Genomic DNA, 17482 nt, shown 5'->3' on the forward strand with positions numbered 1-17482 from the left:
GTGCGGTTATCTCAGATCGCGGTGGCGATTTCCGTTCCGCTTATCCTTACGCTCAACGGCCTTCGTACAAGCCGCAGCGTGGATTGCAATTCTGCACCTGCGCCCAGCGTTTCGACCGATCCGCTAGACAAGCTGGATCTCGCACGTGAGCCCGGTGCAGGCAAGCAACAGAGGCCGGCTGGTCCGCGGCTGAGGTCTATTTCAGTTCGTTCGCCTCGCGCCGTGTCCGCTTGATGACACAGTGACTGGAACCAGACACAGAGCGCGAACGCATTCTGCTGACGCAGTTCGTGCCATGCGATCTCGCCCCGTGCAAACACAGCCGGCGGACCATGTTTGATGGCACGTCGATTGCTGGGGAAGTGGCAAGGGATCCGCGGGTTCGAGCGCGCCAAGTCAGGAATTGACGACGTGGGCTGGAGTGGCCCGCCGCCAAGTGTGAAAAATCGCCAGTCGAGAAGACATGCCAAGATATGCGCTGACGTCAGCGCTCGCAGTCATAGTGCAGCTGAGTTGGATGGATCTCGCCGCCGCATATGGTCTGATTTGCCGCTTCGGCTTCAATGACAATGCCGAGGCCACATCTTGGCCAGCTTTCCCGGCCCTCAAGACCCCCTTAGACCCAATCCGTTCGGGATGTCGCTTGGAGAGGAGACTGCCTGCAATTCGATCACGATCGATATCAACGCAATCGACGATCTTCTCCGGCTGGAATCAATCCGGCCCCCCATGCGTGCGCAATCCGCATCAATCACGCTGGTGCGCCCCTGATCGTCTCAAGACACCGAGGACAAAAATGAACACGCCGCCAGAGATGATCGCGCCAGAAACCGATGTTTCGGCAGCGACGAGGGATAATCTGTCGCCGCTGCTGGCCGATATCCGCGCGCGTCGGAACGAGTTCGCCCGCGCGCAGAAGCTTCCAGACGACATCATCGACGCTTTCAAGCGCGCTGGCGTCTACAGGGCTATGGCCGCCAAGCGCTTCGGCGGTGAGGAGCGAACGCCGGCCGATTTTTGTCGCCTGATCGAGCGCATTTCCGAAGCGGACGGATCGGCAGGTTGGGTCGCCAGCTTCGGTGACGGAGCTTGCTATCTCTCCGCTCTTCCAGACGACACGCTTTGCGAAGTATACGCAAATGGACCTGACGTGGTGTACGCAGGTGCGGTTTTCCCGCTCCAGACCGCCAAGCGAAGCGCCGACGGGTTTGTCGTGAACGGCGTGTGGCCATTCGCCAGCGGCTCACCGGGAGCGGAGCTGATAGGCGTTGGGATCACTGTGGAGGATGATCCAACAGGTGGTCTTGCACGTGTAGCCGTGATGCCGGCCGAGAAGGTGAAAATCCGTCCCAATTGGGACGTCATCGGCCTGCAAGGCACCGGCAGCCATGACGTCGTTGTCGACGATGTCATTGTGCCGGAGAAGTGGACCCTCATCCGCGGCGGTCCGCCGACACTCGACGGGCCGATCTACCGTTATCCGCCGGTGGCTTTCGCTGCGCAGGCGCATGCGATTGTCGGCATCGGTATTGCGCGCTCCGCGCTAGACGAGGTAGTCGCCATGGCCCGAAGCCGCGCCTCGATTACTGGAGCGCCCGTGATGGCGGAGCGCGGCTACATCCAACTGGAGGTGGCCAGAGCCGAAGCCATGCTGCGCTCCGCCCGCTCTTTCTTCTATGATGCAACCGAGGAGCTATGGAAGGAAGCGTTGAAGGGAGCGGTCCGAGCGAACACGACGACGCTGATGCGGCTCGCCGCGACCAACGCCGCCCGACAGAGCGCTGAGGTCTGCAAGATCGCGAGCGGTCTCGCCGGAACCGGGTCGCTCTATACGACGAGCAACCTGGCGCGCGCGATGTGCGACAGTTTCGTGGTTGCCCAGCACGCCGCTTTAAACGAAGGCACGCTTCAGAGCGCCGGCCGCCTCTTGCTCGGAAGTCCAGCACCGCCGGGCTTTCCATGAAGTCGTATTCACGGGAATCCGCACGGCCCGCATCGACGGATCGTCGGACCCGCGTCATGATGCGGGAACGCACAGCATCGATCCCGCGCGATCGTGCCAAATCTAGCCGCCTCTGCGCTTGGCCACTGCTATACAGATCAAAGTGGATCAGAACGCCCATGCGAGCGAGTAGATACCAAATCGAAGACACGTCAACAGGCTACGGGAACAGTCCGCGTGTCTCCTTTGCACCGCGTACCCGCTCCACACCAATGGCCATAGCAGCAGTGCGATTGGAAACCCCGTCCCGCTTGCTTCGCGACAACACCCGATCAAACGCCCGGTCCAATATCTGATACTCCCGACGCATGACCTCTTCCTCCTCCCAGAACAATTGCTGAAGGTCCTGCACCCATTCGAAATAACTAACCACCACACCTCCTGCGTTGCACAGAATGTCCGGGATCACAAACAACTCTCTCTGGCGTTTTTCGAGAACTCGATCGGCTTCTGGCGTGGTCGGACCATTGGCTCCTTCAGCTAGTATTCGGCAACGCAGGTTGCCTGCCAATTTGTCGTTGATCACCCGTTCAACCGCGGCCGGAACAAGTATGTCGCAATGCAATGCGAGCATCTCCATCGAATCGAAAGCGAGCTCACTGGAATAACCGATCAAGCTGCCGTGCCAGGCGGTATGCCTGACCAGCTCGGGAATATCGAGACCCGAGGGCCGGTAGAGCGCGCCGGGTGTGATCACTTACCGCGATCACTTTAACTCCCATATTATGCAGCTCGAGTGCAGCGATCGAGCCGACGTTTCCGAATCCCTGTACAATCGCAGTTGCGCCATCGAGACGGATGTTGCGCTCATCTGCAGCACGACGGGCCAGATGAGCAACACCTCTGCCTGTGGCTTCCCGATGCCCCAGGGTTCCGCCGGCGCTGACGGCTTTCCCGTCACGATTTCGGTAACCCTTCGTCCCTGATACATGGAGTACGTATCCATGAACCAGGCCATGATCTGCTCGTTGGTTCCCTTATCGGGCGCCATTACGTATGTGTGGGGCTCGACGAACGGGATCATCTCCTGCATATATCGACGAGAAAGCACCTCGAGTTCGCGCCTAGACAAGCTCGCCGGATCGACGTCGATTCCTCCCTTCGCGCCGCCATACGGCAGTCCGACCAATGCGCACTTCCAGCTCATCGAGACGGCCAGCGCCGCGACTTCGCCGAGATCAACGCTTGCTGCGAACCGTGTGCCCCCTCTTCGTGGGGCCAAGCGTCAGGTGATGCTGCACGCGATAGCCTTCGAACACGGCGGTCCTGCCGTCATCGCGATGAATCGGACAAGAGACCGTGACCGCGCGCTCCGGCATCAGAATCCTGGCTCTCGCGTCCTGCGGTATGGATAGATAGTCTGCGATGACCTCGAATTGCCTTACGGCCATGTCAAAGACTGGCCCATGGTATGCCGTCACGTTCACTTCCCTGGTTCGCGGTTAGATGCTGGATCAGGTAGTGGATTCGGTATTGTCGCTTTGTAATATTTCATCCGGTCTGCGACAGACCCGCTCCTGTGAAATAACAATTGTTGGCCCGGGCCCCGATGGCCCATCTGTTGCCCCACATTGCTTCTCGATGGAAATCCTTGGCCGCAGCATCCGCCGCGCGGGACTGGGACAGACCGGGCGCCCTACAACGACGGGCATCAATTTGCCGACCGAAAGCAAGTTCTGCCAAACGCTGCATCGCTATGTGCACTATCGATAGTCCGTGATATGGACTTTCGGCTCCCCAGCAGTGAAGGAGCGTTCACCGTATCTCGCGACGAATGATTCCGCACTCGTGGACTTCGCCCATTTGTCCGTTACGTACAAAGTTTGCGCGCAAGCCATGTATCGTCTGTCAATGTGGCCATGCAAGCGACGCACTGGAGCGAATAGGCACGAAGCGGACCTCACTCATCCGATCGACAGCGCCCCGTAAGTCAGGAAAGCGTTCGTACTGAAATTGAGAGATCGGAAAGCGAGCCGAACACCGCCATGCGAGCGATATCGCGCCAGGAACATCCTTGTGATCCGCATCAGAATCAAATCATGGTAGATCATCACGATCTGACATGACCGACCCAACCACAGTCCAGTCGCGTAGCGCTGACGGCATCACGGCGCCTCTGCGGCACACGACGTTTCGCCGTATCTGGCTTGCGAGCCTCCTGTCCAATATCGGCAGCTTGATTCAAGGTGTCGGTGCAGCCTGGGCGATGACGCAGATGACGTCCTCGGCTGACAAAGTCGCGTTGGTGCAGACCGCGCTATTGCTGCCAGTGATGCTGATTTCGATGCCAGCCGGCGCGATCGCCGATATGTACGATCGCCGCATCGTGGCGCTGGTTTCGCTTGGCATCGCGCTCGCCGGCGCAACCGGCCTGACGGTAGCCGCCTGGCTTGGCTTGGCCACACCGAACGTCTTGCTCGTACTCTGCTTCGTGGTCGGCAGCGGCATGGCACTTATGGGACCGGCGTGGCAATCGTCCGTAAGCGAACAAGTGCCGTTGGAAGCGCAGCTGCCTGCGGCGGTTGCGCTGAATGGCATCAGCTACAATATCGCACGGAGCGTCGGCCCGGCGATCGGCGGCGTGGTGGTAGCTAGCGCCGGTGCAGTGGCCGCATTCGCGCTCAACACGCTGCTCTATCTGCCGTTGATGACCGCGTTGTTCCTTTGGAAGCGCGTCAGCGCCCCCTCACGCCTGCCGCCTGAAAGATTGAGCCGCGCAATGGTGTCTGGCGTGCGCTACATCAGCAATTCGCCATCGATCAAAGTCGTATTGCTTCGCACCCTTGTAACCGGCGTCGGAAGCGGCGCGATTACTGCGCTGATGCCTCTGGTGGTGCGGGATGTGTTGCATGGCGATGCCCAGACCTACGGCATCATGCTCGGCGCCTTCGGCCTGGGTGCCGTGGTCGGCGCGCTGAACATCGCCGAGATCCGCAAACGAATGAGCGGCGAGGCTGCGATTCGTGCCTGCGCGTTGTCCATGGGCGCGGCGATGGCCGCGGTCGCGCTCAGCCGCCAACCGGTGTTGACTGCGGCGGCACTGGCCCTGGCTGGAGCCGTGTGGATGATGACATGGGCGGTGTTCAACATCGGGGTGCAGCTGTCGGCGCCGCGCTGGGTGACCGGACGCTCGCTTGCAGCCTATCAAGCGGCGAGCTCAGGTGGGATCGCCGTCGGCAGCTGGGGTTGGGGCCATCTGACCGACGCGGCCGGCGTTGAAACCGCGCTGCTGGTGTCGGCCGCCCTGATGCTCGCCTCACCACTCATCGGCCGTTGGCTACCCATGCCCCGTGTTGGCGCGCGCGGCGAAGAGCCCGAGCTGCTCGCCGATCCCGAAATACGGCTCGCCTTGACCGGACGCAGCGGGCCGCTCGTCGTCGAGATCGAATACCGAATTGCACAAGAGAATGCCCGCGCGTTTCACAACGTCATGCAAGATGTGCAATTGTCCCGCCAGCGCAACGGCGCCTATGGCTGGTCGATTGCGCGCGACATCGCCGATCCCGAGCTCTGGACCGAGCGTTATCACTTTCCGACGTGGTTCGATTATTTGCGCTGGCGCAACCGCCCGACCCAGTCGGAACGTGCCCTGGAACGGCGGGCCATTCACTTCCACATCGGTCCCGCGCCGGTACGTGTTCGGCGCATGCTGGAGAGGCCATTCGGCTCGGTACGCTGGAAGGACGACACGCCCGGGCACGCTAGCCCGTCTTGTTCATGATTGCCGGGCGGGGCAGCTGGAAGAGTTGCGGTCGGGGTGAAGGCGCGCGGGAACGCTTCGGCTTTTTCGCCGCTTTTCGACTCGACTTCGTGCACGCGTTGGAGGACGGCAGCCTGTGTGTGTCATCTCGGGCTCAGATTGGATCGTTTCGTACAAAAGGTCATCGCGTTGGGCGGCTCTCGATTGTGCTAATTGTTGCCAACGCAGGCGTTGGCGCCCTGCGGTTTTTGATCGCAACTGTTCTGATGGCCGGTCATACAGTTCGTACGTTCAAGGTGCTTCTTGCACCACTCAGCGCATGATATTTTCCCTTCGGGGCACATAACCTTTGGCTTTTTTGGCTGCGTCCGATGATTGTATTGACGTTGCGAGAATGGCCAAACCTAAACTTGTAATTAAGGGGATTAGCCTCATTCGGTTTCCCTCCAATTTTGCCTGTCCGCATGATGAGGAAGAACTACTTAGCTTTCTAGCTGCTACGCAGGCACCAAGTCCCAAGTCCGGTAGTCCAGTCGCTACATTCGTTAATCCGCGCCGTGAGAGAAAACGCGAGTGCCAGGAGGCCATGTCCGTTGGTTTCCGATCGGACTAGCTCCAATTTCCCAGCCCGCGCCTCCCCATAGGACATCAACCACACCAACGTCGCCCGCACCGTCACGAACAAAGAATATATTGGGAATAGAATTGGTCTGCAGTGCCCCGCCTTCTCCATTAGCCTGCAGCCTTAAGAGGCACCACACATTCGCGAGCGTGGTCACATCGCGAGCGCCTAATTCTCTGCTGATGTCGACCGCACTGGACGCGCTTCTCAAGGTGTACGGTTGCAGAGATGGCTCGCCCTCGGCTTCGACCTTGATTGTGTACCGGCGCACAAAAGTCGCGCCAAGCCACGAGATCCTGACTTGGGCCGTTGGCGCGATGTTTTCCTTATAGTGTTCCTGCGCGACGAATGCTTCGGTTTTCAACAGGTCGCCAGCCTTCCGTTTCAGCGAGCATTCGATCCTGACATCTGCAACAACCGGCGACGATCGACCGTCATCGGCCCTGCTCCCCTCCGCCGTCGCACTGACCACCCAGATTAGCAAAAAGCGGACGAGATACGAGTAGAGCCCTAAGCGGCGCATTGTTGGGGCCGCCATCAACCTGCACGAAATCACCGCCATATCTTATTCCGCGATGGCCGAATCGCGGTACCTCACAGCACTTGGCGTGGAGTCTAACCGTTGGGACGGATCGCGCTCCACCTTCGACTTCAACTGCGCTAGGTCAATAAATTCGTCGGCCTGCCGCCGGAGTTCGTCGGCGGCTAGGGCCGGCTGGATAACAATGGTGGAAACCACGGTCACGCGGACGCCACGACGCTGCACAGCCTCGACCAAGCAACGGAAGTCGCCGTCGCCGGAGACCAGGATGATCTGGTCGACGTGCTCAGCAAGCTGCATGGCATCGACCGCGAGCTCGACGTCAATATTGCCCTTCACCTTGCGGCGGCCGCAGGTCTCGACGAATTCTTTGGTCGGCTTGGTGACGACCACGTAGCCGTTATAGTCGAGCCAATCGAGGAGCGGCCGGACCGCCGAATATTCCTGATCCTCGACAATCGGCGTGTAATAGAACGCCCGCAACAGCGTACCACGCCGCTGAAACTCCCCGAGCAGGCGGTTGTAGTCGATGTCGAAGCCGAGCGCCTTCGCGGTTGCGTGGAGGTTGGGGCCATCGATAAAGAGCGCGATCTTGCCGAAGGGTGACATGCCTCAATTCGTGTTCTTCATCTGTCGTCTCCAATGCTTCGCGGCAGCGTCATTGCTGCCGGCCGCGATTCGCGGCATCTATATCTTGGTTCGTAGACTGCGCGCTCTAACAAACATGGTACGTAACGGACGATCAATCTCTTTCTCGACTAAGTGTCTCGTCTCGGCTTGCGGGCTGCGCGCAACGCCGAGGCGCAGTTCATTTTAACACGAAACCCACGGACGGCCACCGAGCTCATCGCGGATGACACGCGACTCGGTGCCGTGACGACGTCAAGTTCTTCCCAGAGGTTCGCCTTCGTCATCGGCAGCACCGAAGAGGAGGTCAAGCGCAAGCAGGCCGAACTCGACAGCTATGTCAGCATCGACGCCTTCCTCGTGCATTCCAATCTCGGCGAGCCTCAGGATGATAGCAGGCCATACCCGCCGGAGACCTTGTTGAAGTACATCGAGACTTAATGACGACCACAGCCACATCGAATGGCTGCGCAAGCGGGAGCCGGGTCGGAAGCCCACGCCGGCGGCGTCTGCCATCGTCAGTAAGTTCAGAGCCAGGAACATCGATCCTGAAGGGTACACCCTCTACACCTACGCTGCGGTGCAGGTCTGGACGCAGGCCGCAATCAAAGCCGGCAACACCGATCCGAGGAAGGTGATGGACGTGATCAAGGCGGGCTCCTGGGACACGGTTATTGGAAAGCTGGAATGCGACGCCAAGGGTGACATCAAGCAGCTCGACTATGCCGTTTACAGGCGGAACGACAAGGGCGGCTATAGCGAGACCAACCCGAGCCCATTTTGACGCGTCTTAGGCCGACACATCAAAACTGGTGTGTCTCCCGGAGCGTCGATCAATGCCGATCGATCGATTACTCCAGGGCAGTAAACGACGGCCGGAAGGAATTGAACGTCTGAGCTTGGCCTACGCACGAACACTGCCTTCGCTTTGCTTGGTTGATCGAGACGACCCTATCGCCGAAATCGTCGCAAAGAAGGTTATCGAGATTGGCGCAAGCGGGGTTAGCGATGCAGCAGAGATATCAAAGCTCGCGCTGGAGCAGCTTGGTATCCGTAGATCGCCATCCGCCTAAAGCGAGCACCGCATGCATACGCTGATCGTTGATCTTTACCCGATCGATGCACGGCCGCTCTCGGGGTTCAGCGCCTCCACCGGGTTAGAGGCAATGGAGCTTGTTAGACCTGCCTAACGCAGATCTATGAGGGATCGACAAGATCAATTGGCGGATCGAGAGCCTGCAGACCCCCATCCGTGCGATACGTATCACTCATGTTCATCGACCCACGAAGCGCTTCGACCGGAAATTACGCGGCCCGCCCCATGAAGAACAAGGGCGGGGCCGCTCCCCTCCCCCCGGGGACGCCGCGCTGCGGATCACAATGGCTATTGTCTAACGTCCGTCGCCTGAATTGACCATTCGGTATACGGCCGATCGCGTCAGCCGGATTGCTACTTTCGGCCCTCTGCATTTTGGGTAACATTGCGCAAGACGAGTTCAGAAAGCTGCACGACTATCTGCCTGAGACGTGCTATCTCCTGTCTGCAGCGCACCAACTCACGCTCTTCATCTGGCGTTGCCGACAATTCATAGCGGCTCCCAACCGCATGATTCATTTGACCCTCTATCCGACCAATAACCGCGAACGACAGCTCAAGCACACCCTATTGCCTGTGATTGTACCGGTACATCGGTCTTTTTACGTCACTGAACACCGTACGCAGCGATCCAACTGTCTCGCTAGCTCTGGCAATGTGCTATCTGCGCCACAGATCAGGCCGTTTCGTACATAAACTCGGCGGCACGACGGGGCAGGACGTCGAGCTTTGTCCTCTTGGGGCCGGCTCGAATAATCACTTCGGATTTCTATTGCCAGTCTGATCTGCACGTCACGTCGACAATAGGGCGCATCGGCCCCGGACCGGTCCCAGGCTGACGAGACGATCGCCGTTCCTGCAGAGAAGGTCTGCCGGTCGTGTTTCGGGGGCTTCAGATCCGACCGCCCATTCGATGGCGTCCTTTCCATCCGCATTCATGATCGACAGAAAAATACATGCGCCTTTTGCGTAGGCAGATGAGCCGCCCCGGGCAACGGAATTGCCTTTCTTGGGTACCGTCAAGGCGCGATGCGGAAAGCGTCAGATGTCGAGCCGACGTTGGCTGCACGCTCGTAAGCCTTGACGCTCGGTTAGAGGGTCCCGCAGCCCGACGTCCACGACGATCGCGCGACCATGCTTCGTCGTTCTCCAGAAGTAAACGGTTTATCGTCGAGCTTTAAGGAATAGCCAGAAGGTCGTCGTCCGGTACGTTTGTGGCTATCCCGCATCTCCCCTTGAGATCGCGTAGAGCTCGAATGGGAGAGTAGAAGAAACGTCGAACATCAAGGGGAACCGTGCAGAATGGCCGCGGCCATAGCTAGTGGGGATAGGTGTCGATATCGGCGTACCCCGGCGATAGAACGGGGTACGCTTGCCGCACCAAATGCTCATAGCGCGGCTGCGTGGCGTCACAGGCTTGTCCGAGCAAGACCAAGCTGAGCTCGAAAGCATGCCTCACACCATCAAACGGTTTGCTCCGGGCGAGTGCCTGGCACGCCAGGGGGATCGGCCTGTAAGCTGCGCAGTCGTGATAGGCGGCTTCTGTCTCGCCAAAGAGTGGCATCGGATCGGACTCAGATAACGTCCTTCTACGTACCTGGGGACATCCCCGACCTGCACACCCTTCACTTCCCGGAAATGGATGGCGATCTCGGCAGCATCGGCATGAGCATCATTGCCCTTGTACCCCACTCCTACCTTAAGGATATCCTCGCGAAGTCCGCTGCGCTCACCCATGCGTTTTGGCGGGAGACGGCGATCTATCGCGAGTGGATCGAAAATCTTGGCTCCCGGGAAGCGCTGCCTCGACTTGCTCATCTTCTCTGCGAGATCGCCGCGCGGCTTGAGCTTGTCGGTCTTCTGGATAATGGTCGCTTCCATGTTCCGTTCACACAGCAAGACATCGCCGATGCATGCGGCCTTTCGACGACTGCACGTGAATCGGACAATCCAGGAGCTTAGGCGCAGGAAGCTCATTGAATGGAACGGACATGCTGTTGATCTTCTTCAGCGAGATCGACTCGAGTTGCTTGCAGAATTCCGTCCCTCCTATCTGATGCGCTGAATTGCTTGGGCCGTTGCTGCCTGCGCAGCTTTGTCTAGACATCGCAGGCGGCGTTCACCATTCGACAGGCAAGACCGAGCTGGTATGTAATTGGCTTTGAGGCGAATGCATTGCTCGTGGGCGGAATCCAGGGCATTTTTTTGCCCGGCCACGCCCCGTCGCGATCTCGCGCAGCGAACGTGTGTCGCCGACGGATTTCGAGGAACGCCGGCAAGATCCACAAAATCTGCATCGTCAATCGCTGGGGAGCTCGCGGCCACGGGAGAGTGATTTCCGTGTTGCCAGCACAGCTTTGGCGCTTGGCTGTGATGTGCCCGCCGAATGAGCCGCGCCGCGCAACTCCCCGGTAAAGATGCTCGGATCGGGCACCGAGCCCATCATGCTCGGACCACCCCCGTCCAGTCTTGGTAAAATGATCATCGCGCATTTGAGATCGTCGACACCGACCGTGTCATTCGGCCGGCTAACAAGACGCTCAAAAGCGTGCGCTGCTCTGAAGATTCTCGGCCGCCAATCAGAAAGCACGTCAGCTTCTGGAAAGGCCAAAAGGCATGAGATCACATGGAAAACATGACGCCCAGCGCGTCTCGATCACGGTGTAGTACGCGACTATCAAAGAACGAGAGCAACACGTACGTCTGCTCCTCTCGAAGGTACTTAGCTGATTGTAAAAGGCCGTCCGCTTGAATTGCATGCGGGTCAGCTCAAAGAGCTTGAATCGCACGCGGCGGCACGTTGTATCATCTCAGACTAGCTAACAAGGGAGTCCGAAAGGACCAACTGTCGCTGCCGTGATGAGACGCTGATGCGGTCGGTATGTGTGCAGCAGAGACCAACTCTACTGTTGCAACCATCGTCTATGAGATGACGCGAAAGAGGAACGCTCGACACCAGATCTGCCCGACATGATCCTTCGCAATTTGAATTTGCGGTGAAATCCTTGCCGCAAATAACCGTCGGCAGCCCTCCCTCTGTCGACGGAAGCTGGCGCGATGCTTAGCAGCCTCGCTCCCCCAGACTGACTCCGCCCGGCCATCGATGAGGCCGGGCCTTTTTTGCTGCCCATGAAGGGCGTAGTTTGAGGCGCTCTAGCCGGCGTATAATGATTGCGGAGAGTTGAGAACGAATTTGAATTGCTGGTGGGTCCATCAGACCGGCTGCGTCTCTCGCGATCAAACCACGTACAATTCGTACGATGATATGCGAGAGTGGTGACCGATCGACGCATTCGAGCGACTGCGGCCTTAAAATCTTCCACATGGCGTCGCGAAGCCGCACTTGCGAGCACCTTCTCGATCACGACAATATGTGTTTAGTACCCGCATCGGGAGCACATGTGGGTGGATTTGCTTTGAGAGCTCTTAGATCTATCAAGAATCGCATTTCGCGAAAGCCGCTTGCTCATATTTATGCGGTTGCTGCCTCGAAGGGCTTGAATCGCACGCGGCGTCATATTGTACGATCTCACGGCGATGATCCTTGGCAGACGAGCGAAGCTAAACCGGATAATCCGGAGCGATCGCATGAATCAGCCGCGCGTCCAACGCTCTCGATGAGACTTAGTTCGATGGCACCTCCTCTCTAATGAACACGGCCCGATAGCGCATCGGCGATATTTGTTGCCAGAAGAAGGGATAATGACGGCCGATATTGTTGATGTATGTGTAATCGGGAGTGGCGCCAGCGGCTCGACGGTCGCTCACGAGATCGCACAACGCGGATTGCGAGTACTCCTTCTCGAAGAGGGACGAACACTTCCTCCCGGCGCTTCGCTGGCGAGCGTCCAAAATGGCATGGATAGCGCCCTGGTGCAGTCTGCGGCAGGAACGTTGACGCCTTTCGGGCGTCCGTGGACCGTCTGCGCGCTCGGCGGAGGAATGACTTTGTATGCCGGAATAGCCTTCCGCTGTCGCGCCATCGATTTTGACGCACGAGCGCATGTGGCCGGGGACGCGCTCGACCCGAGCTGGCCAATCGACTACACGGACCTACGCCCATTTTATGATGAGCTGGAACAGCGCGTGGGAGTAGCCCGCCTGGCCGGAGCGGATCCGCTCGAGCCGCCGAGCGATCTCCCCGTTCTGCCACCGCACCGATACAGCGTGCAGGGCCAGTTGATTGCGGATGCCGGAGCACGCTTGGGCTGGCTGCCGTTCCCCACTCCATTGGCAATCAACTCGATCCCATATCGCGGCCGGCCAGCCTGTCGCTGCGAGGGACCATGCAACGAACATCTGTGCTCGAGCGGCGCAAGGGCCGATGCATGCTCGCCGTTCACAGGTGTCGCCCTGCCGCCGGACGCGCTGACGATTGCGCTCGGCAGCAAGGCCGCCCGCATCGATCTCGGCAACGTCAGTCGAGCCGATTCGGTGGAATGGGTGGACACGCTCAACCGACAACGCGCTCGGGTCCGCGCCCGCTGCGTGGTACTCGCGGGTAACGCAGTGCAGTCTGCCGCCCTGCTCCTACGCTCGACGCAGCCGGCGGCGCCCAACGGAATCGGCAACGCATCTGGCATGGTAGGCCGTGGTATCTCGTTTAAGATCAGCGGCTACGTGTCCGGTAGGACCACGTTGAATCCGCCGATCACGGCCCAGCCCGGCTGCCCCTTCTCCACTGTCGCGGTGTCCGATCACTACCTGGACGACGAGGCGCCTTCGGGGCTCGGCGGAATGATCTACGAAGCAAGTCCGCCTGAACGCACGGATTCCGACGGAGAGATAAGGCTACGGCTGCATTTTTTGGCAGCCGATCAACCCATGCGCAACAATGCGGTCAGGCTGGCCACCAGCCGGGACGGGCTAGGTTTGCCCAAGATCATTCTCGATTACCGGACCCACCCCCTCGACAAGCGCCGACTAGGCTACTTGTCGCGACATGCGTCGAACTTGCTGGCCGAGGCAGGGGCAAAACAAGTCGATTATCAAGATTCCAATTATCAGTTCGGCAGCGGACATCTGCATGGCGGCTGTCGGGCAGGAAGCGATCCGACACAATCGGTGGTTGACCGTTGGGGCCGCGTGCACGACATCGACAATCTCTATGTCGCGGATGGCGGCTTCTTCCCCTATGCCGGGGGCGTCAACCCGACCTTCACCATTCAGGCGAACGCGCTGCGGATCGCTCGAAGAATAGTCACGCAGCTGACGTAACGAGCGCAACGGAGACGGTTTTGTCGATCAGCACGCCTACTGCCGCCGTGACCGCGACCGACGGGCATGGATCGGCACTGCGACGCGCCCTGCGCGTCACCGCTTCGCAGAAGTGGGACCTCAACAGGCGTTTTCCGGTCGTGATGACGCGCGCTTTAGGCGCGCATGCATGGGACATCAATGGAAAGCAATACGTCGATTTCACTTCCTGTAGCGGTGCCGCGCCGCTCGGGGCCGGATACGAGCCGGTCGTGGCGCACGCAGCCGCTGAGATGCGCCGCACCGGCGGGATTCTGCCCGGACCGCTGTCCGTGCACCGGGTCGAATTGGCCGAACGGCTGGCGGAGATCTTCCCCGTCGCGGAACGCTCAATGTTTTTCCGCACCGGATCATGCGCTACCACCGCAGCCGTGCGCCTTGCCCGCGCGTTCACGGGCATCAACCATGTACTGACCAGCGGATATCACGGCTGGCATGACTGGCAGTTGCAGGACCGCCCCGAGATGGGGCTGCCCAATCGGGACCGCGACACCGTGGACTTCCGCTACAACCTCGACTTGCTCGATGAGCTGGCAAGTGTCCAGCGCGTCGCCGCGGTGATCATCACCCCGGAGGTCAACTTCTTCCCGCCAGAATACCATCAGGAACTGCAGAGGCTGGTGCATCGGCACGGCGCCCTGCTTGTCCTTGACGAGGTGATGACCGGATTCCGCTACGCCCTTGGCGGGTACCACATGGCGGTCGGCCTCACGCCCGATTTGATTACACTGAGCAAGGGACTGGCGAACGGAATGGCGCTGTCGGCAGTCGCGGGCCGGGCGGACGTACTGGCCGCGGCCGAAAAGACATACATGGGAAACACCTACCAGCGCGAAGTAACCCCTTTCGCCGCTGCATTGAGCACCCTGCACGCCCTGTGCGACGGGACCGCGCTGGCCCGGATGCGCGAGGTCGGCGAGCAATTGATCAAGGGGCTCAACGGCGTCTTCACAAGACGGCAAGTCGCGGCATGGGCGTTTGCCTGGCCCACCATGTTCGATGTCGTATTTGCTGACGCCGAGCTTGGCCATGCCTTCTTCCAGGAAATGTGGGGTCGGGGCTTCCTGATGCAGTATGGCGGGCGTTTCATGCCATCGGCGGCAGTGTCCGACACCGATGTGCAGGCCGCCGTCGAAGCAGCTGGAGAGGCCCTTCCGGCAGCGCTGTCCCGCATGGAGAACCCGGCTCGCGACCCAGATCCAGTCGCAGCTGCAGTACGGTCGCCAGAGATCATTTCGTTGCCACCCCGGGAGCGGTTCGGCGCTGGTTCAATGCGCCCATCCACTGACAAGCACGCATGTCGAACAGAGAACAGGGCCATGTCGCAGCCGGTTCTATTTTCCACATCGCCGGTGCTGCTCGGAGGTGACAACCGGTCGGGCACCACCCTGCTGAGTGTCGTGCTCGACTCGCATCTGGATCTGGTAGCCGGACCAGAGATCGACTTCCTCGAACCGCCCAATCTCGGGCCGCACATTCTTGGTGCCATCGATCTGCGTGCGGCCGATTCACGGCTTATGGGCGCAAGCAAGAACACAATCGATCCGTTCTGGTATGACGGGACGCATTTTGTGGTGCAGTGCCGCCGCTTTGGTCTCGACTTCGATGACGTGCGCGAACTTGTCAACAAGGTCATGGTCGTCACCGGCAATGACATTGTTTCGTTCGCCGACCGATGCCACCTCATTAACGAGATCGGCGAGTTGCGCCGGGCGCGCAGCGGAGCGCAACGCTGGGGATTGAAACTGCAGCGGAAGATCACCCGGATCGACGACTTCGCCCGGCTGTGGCCGCGTGCACATTTCGTGCATATCGTGCGGGACGGCCGCGACGTTGCCGCCTCTCATCTGAGGACAGTTCCTGACTGGGGGTACCGAACAATTGCCGAGGCCGCGCAGGGTTGGTTTGAAGTGGTGTCCCGGCCGCACAGAATCGCGCCGCCTGGCCGTTACCTCGAGGTGCGTTACGAGGACCTTGTCAGCAGTCCCCGCACTACTCTGGCGGCGATTTTGGATCACCTCGGCTTGCCTTGGGACGAGGCCGTGCTGCGTCACGCTGAATACGAACACGCGTTGTTCGAACAACCGCACGACCATCCGGCAGCCGAGGCTGCGGGAAAGCCGCTGCATCAGGGGCGGATCAGTCGCCACGTCCAGGATTTGACGCCAGCTCAGATTTCGGAGTTCGAGGAGATCGCCGGAAGTGAACTGGCCCGACTAGGCTATCTGTCCGCCTCAACGCCGTCTGGCGACGCGTGAGCCGCCGGCGCCGATCTGGTGCGCCTCACCGGCTGCCAAGCAGCTACCTTGCGCTGCTCGTCGGTCAGACCATTTCCTTGCTGGGCTCCAACGTAACCATGCTGGCGCTGCCGCTGACTGCAATTACCCTGCTGGATGCCGGACCGGCGCAGGCGGGGCTCTTGCTGGCCTGCGGTCGGGCACCGTGCCTTTTCGTGAGCCTGTTCGCCGGGGTCATCGTCGACCGTCTCCCGCACCGACAAATCCTTCTGACGGCCAATGTGGTGATGGCGGTAACGCTCGCCACCATTCCGTTGTGCGCCAGCCTTGGACATCTGGGAATGGTTCAGCTGTACGTGACAACCGTGCTGGTTGGGGTAGTTGCGGTGATCGCCGACGTGGCTTATCTGGCGTGCATACCCACAGTCCTGGATCGATCTCAGCTGGTTCGGGCGCAGAGCTCATTGGAGTTCAGCCAAGCGACCGCGATGGCCGCAGGTCCGTTCCTGGCCGGCTGGCTCATCAACGCGTTCTCCGCTCCAACCGCAATCCTGGCCGACTCCGTCTCATTTCTGCTTGCCGCCGCGTTGCTCTCGCTGGTGCCGATGCGTGCCGCCTCATGCTCAACGGCCCCCTCGAGCACTGTGCTCGTCCAAATGGCAGAAGGGTTGGCGAGTGTGTTCGGCAATCCAGTTTTAAGGGCCGTTACCCTGGCCACCGGCACATTCATCTTTTGGCACAACGCGTATTCTGCGGCTTTTCTCCTGCATCTGACCAGGAATCTCGAGTTCGACAGCCAAATCGTCGGCATGGTGCTCGGTATCGGCGCTCTCGGCGGTGTGGTGGGCGCGGCGGGCTCACCGTGGGCGGGCCGGACAATTGGGCTTGGTCCCGTATTAATGACCGGTTTGGCGGTGAGCGCGGCAGGCATGGGCCTTGCAGGCCTGCTCACCGGGCCCTGGTGGGCAGCAGTGACATGCGTGGCGCTCTCCCAATTCATTCTGTGGATCGGCCAGGGACTCTACCACGTGCAGCAAGTTCCAATTCGATATGCGTTGGTCCCGCAGCACCTGCAAGGCCGGGTCAATGCGAGCATCCGCAGCGTCGTGTGGGGACTGGGCTCGTTGGGCGCACTGGTCGGCGGTGCGGCCGCTGCTGCAACGAGCCTGCGCACCATGTTGCTGGTGAGCAGTGTGCTTGGCACCGCCTCGATAGTCTGGATCTGGCGCTCGCCGCTGCGCCGCATGCGTAGCTTGCATCTGTAACCATCGTGACGGCCCTTCATGGACATCAAGCAATCTTGCGATACTGATCGGCAGCCGGGTCGGCTGATGGTGTGGCGGGTCAGCGTTCCCGACCCGGTCAGCTGGCGGCCCGACCCGCGCCGTCCGTCCCATGTTC

Annotated in this window: 10 protein-coding genes and 2 pseudogenes; 9 read left to right on the top strand and 3 right to left on the bottom strand. The window is 60.0% G+C overall.

Going from position 1 to position 17482, the window contains the following annotated elements; genetic code table 11:
• Window positions 1-796: 796 nt before the first annotated feature.
• A complete protein-coding gene (locus ACVILL_RS04080) occupies window positions 797-1963 on the top strand; it encodes an acyl-CoA dehydrogenase family protein (protein ID WP_456727967.1) in 1167 nt (388 codons plus the stop codon).
• Between the two features lie 199 nt (window positions 1964-2162).
• On the opposite strand, the pseudogene ACVILL_RS04085 reads toward ACVILL_RS04080, so the two are convergent.
• Window positions 2163-3423, bottom strand: a pseudogene (locus ACVILL_RS04085) (Glu/Leu/Phe/Val family dehydrogenase).
• Between the two features lie 641 nt (window positions 3424-4064).
• Between ACVILL_RS04085 and ACVILL_RS04090 the strand changes: the two are divergent.
• Window positions 4065-5723 (top strand): MFS transporter, encoded by a 1659-nt coding sequence (locus ACVILL_RS04090; RefSeq protein WP_456727968.1) that lies wholly within the window; start codon window positions 4065-4067, stop codon window positions 5721-5723.
• Between the two features lie 524 nt (window positions 5724-6247).
• Here ACVILL_RS04090 and ACVILL_RS04095 read toward each other — a convergent pair.
• Both ACVILL_RS04095 and ACVILL_RS04100 read right to left on the bottom strand, forming a co-directional pair.
• On the bottom strand, window positions 6248-6886 hold the full coding sequence (locus ACVILL_RS04095; RefSeq protein ID WP_456727969.1) for a hypothetical protein: 639 nt from the start codon (window positions 6884-6886) through the stop codon (window positions 6248-6250).
• Window positions 6887-6889: 3 nt separating this feature from the next.
• Window positions 6890-7474 (bottom strand): LabA-like NYN domain-containing protein, encoded by a 585-nt coding sequence (locus tag ACVILL_RS04100; RefSeq protein WP_456727970.1) that lies wholly within the window; start codon window positions 7472-7474, stop codon window positions 6890-6892.
• Window positions 7475-7738: 264 nt separating this feature from the next.
• On the opposite strand from ACVILL_RS04100, the gene ACVILL_RS04105 reads away from it, so the two are divergent.
• The 7 genes and pseudogenes from ACVILL_RS04105 to ACVILL_RS04135 all read left to right on the top strand — a co-directional run bounded on the left by ACVILL_RS04105 (window position 7739) and on the right by ACVILL_RS04135 (window position 17346).
• A complete protein-coding gene (locus ACVILL_RS04105; RefSeq protein ID WP_456727971.1) occupies window positions 7739-7933 on the top strand; it encodes a hypothetical protein in 195 nt (64 codons plus the stop codon).
• 37 nt (window positions 7934-7970) lie between these two features.
• Window positions 7971-8276, top strand: a pseudogene (locus ACVILL_RS04110) (branched-chain amino acid ABC transporter substrate-binding protein); the annotation flags it as partial.
• A 52-nt stretch (window positions 8277-8328) separates the two neighbouring features.
• Window positions 8329-8565, top strand: coding sequence for a hypothetical protein (locus ACVILL_RS04115; protein WP_456727972.1), 237 nt, complete (start codon window positions 8329-8331; stop codon window positions 8563-8565).
• A 1661-nt stretch (window positions 8566-10226) separates the two neighbouring features.
• A complete protein-coding gene (locus ACVILL_RS04120) occupies window positions 10227-10550 on the top strand; it encodes a helix-turn-helix domain-containing protein (protein ID WP_456727973.1) in 324 nt (107 codons plus the stop codon).
• A gap of 1740 nt (window positions 10551-12290) precedes the next feature.
• Window positions 12291-13805, top strand: coding sequence for an FAD-dependent oxidoreductase (locus tag ACVILL_RS04125; RefSeq protein ID WP_456727974.1), 1515 nt, complete (start codon window positions 12291-12293; stop codon window positions 13803-13805).
• A gap of 20 nt (window positions 13806-13825) precedes the next feature.
• Window positions 13826-16102: an aminotransferase class III-fold pyridoxal phosphate-dependent enzyme gene (locus tag ACVILL_RS04130; protein WP_456727975.1), complete on the top strand. Its 2277-nt coding sequence runs from the start codon at window positions 13826-13828 to the stop codon at window positions 16100-16102.
• The gene (locus tag ACVILL_RS04135) at window positions 16099-17346 is read left to right on the top strand and encodes an MFS transporter (RefSeq protein WP_456727976.1); all 1248 of its coding nucleotides are present in this window, start codon (window positions 16099-16101) and stop codon (window positions 17344-17346) included. The genes ACVILL_RS04130 and ACVILL_RS04135 overlap by 4 nt, the downstream gene beginning before the upstream one ends.
• Window positions 17347-17482 lie beyond the last annotated feature (136 nt).

This window comes from Bradyrhizobium sp. USDA 3364, assembly GCF_054056355.1.

Excerpts from the sequence above, each read along its gene's own strand:
- ACVILL_RS04090 (WP_456727968.1), top strand. The coding sequence starts at position 4,065 with ATGACCGACCCAACCACAGTCCAGTCGCGTAGCGCTGACGGCATCACG.
- ACVILL_RS04125 (WP_456727974.1), top strand. The coding sequence starts at position 12,291 with ATGACGGCCGATATTGTTGATGTATGTGTAATCGGGAGTGGCGCCAGC.
- ACVILL_RS04120 (WP_456727973.1), top strand. The coding sequence starts at position 10,227 with ATGGATGGCGATCTCGGCAGCATCGGCATGAGCATCATTGCCCTTGTA.
- ACVILL_RS04115 (WP_456727972.1), top strand. The coding sequence starts at position 8,329 with ATGCCGATCGATCGATTACTCCAGGGCAGTAAACGACGGCCGGAAGGA.
- ACVILL_RS04080 (WP_456727967.1), top strand. The coding sequence starts at position 797 with ATGAACACGCCGCCAGAGATGATCGCGCCAGAAACCGATGTTTCGGCA.
- ACVILL_RS04100 (WP_456727970.1), bottom strand. The coding sequence starts at position 7,474 with ATGTCACCCTTCGGCAAGATCGCGCTCTTTATCGATGGCCCCAACCTC.
- ACVILL_RS04095 (WP_456727969.1), bottom strand. The coding sequence starts at position 6,886 with ATGGCGGTGATTTCGTGCAGGTTGATGGCGGCCCCAACAATGCGCCGC.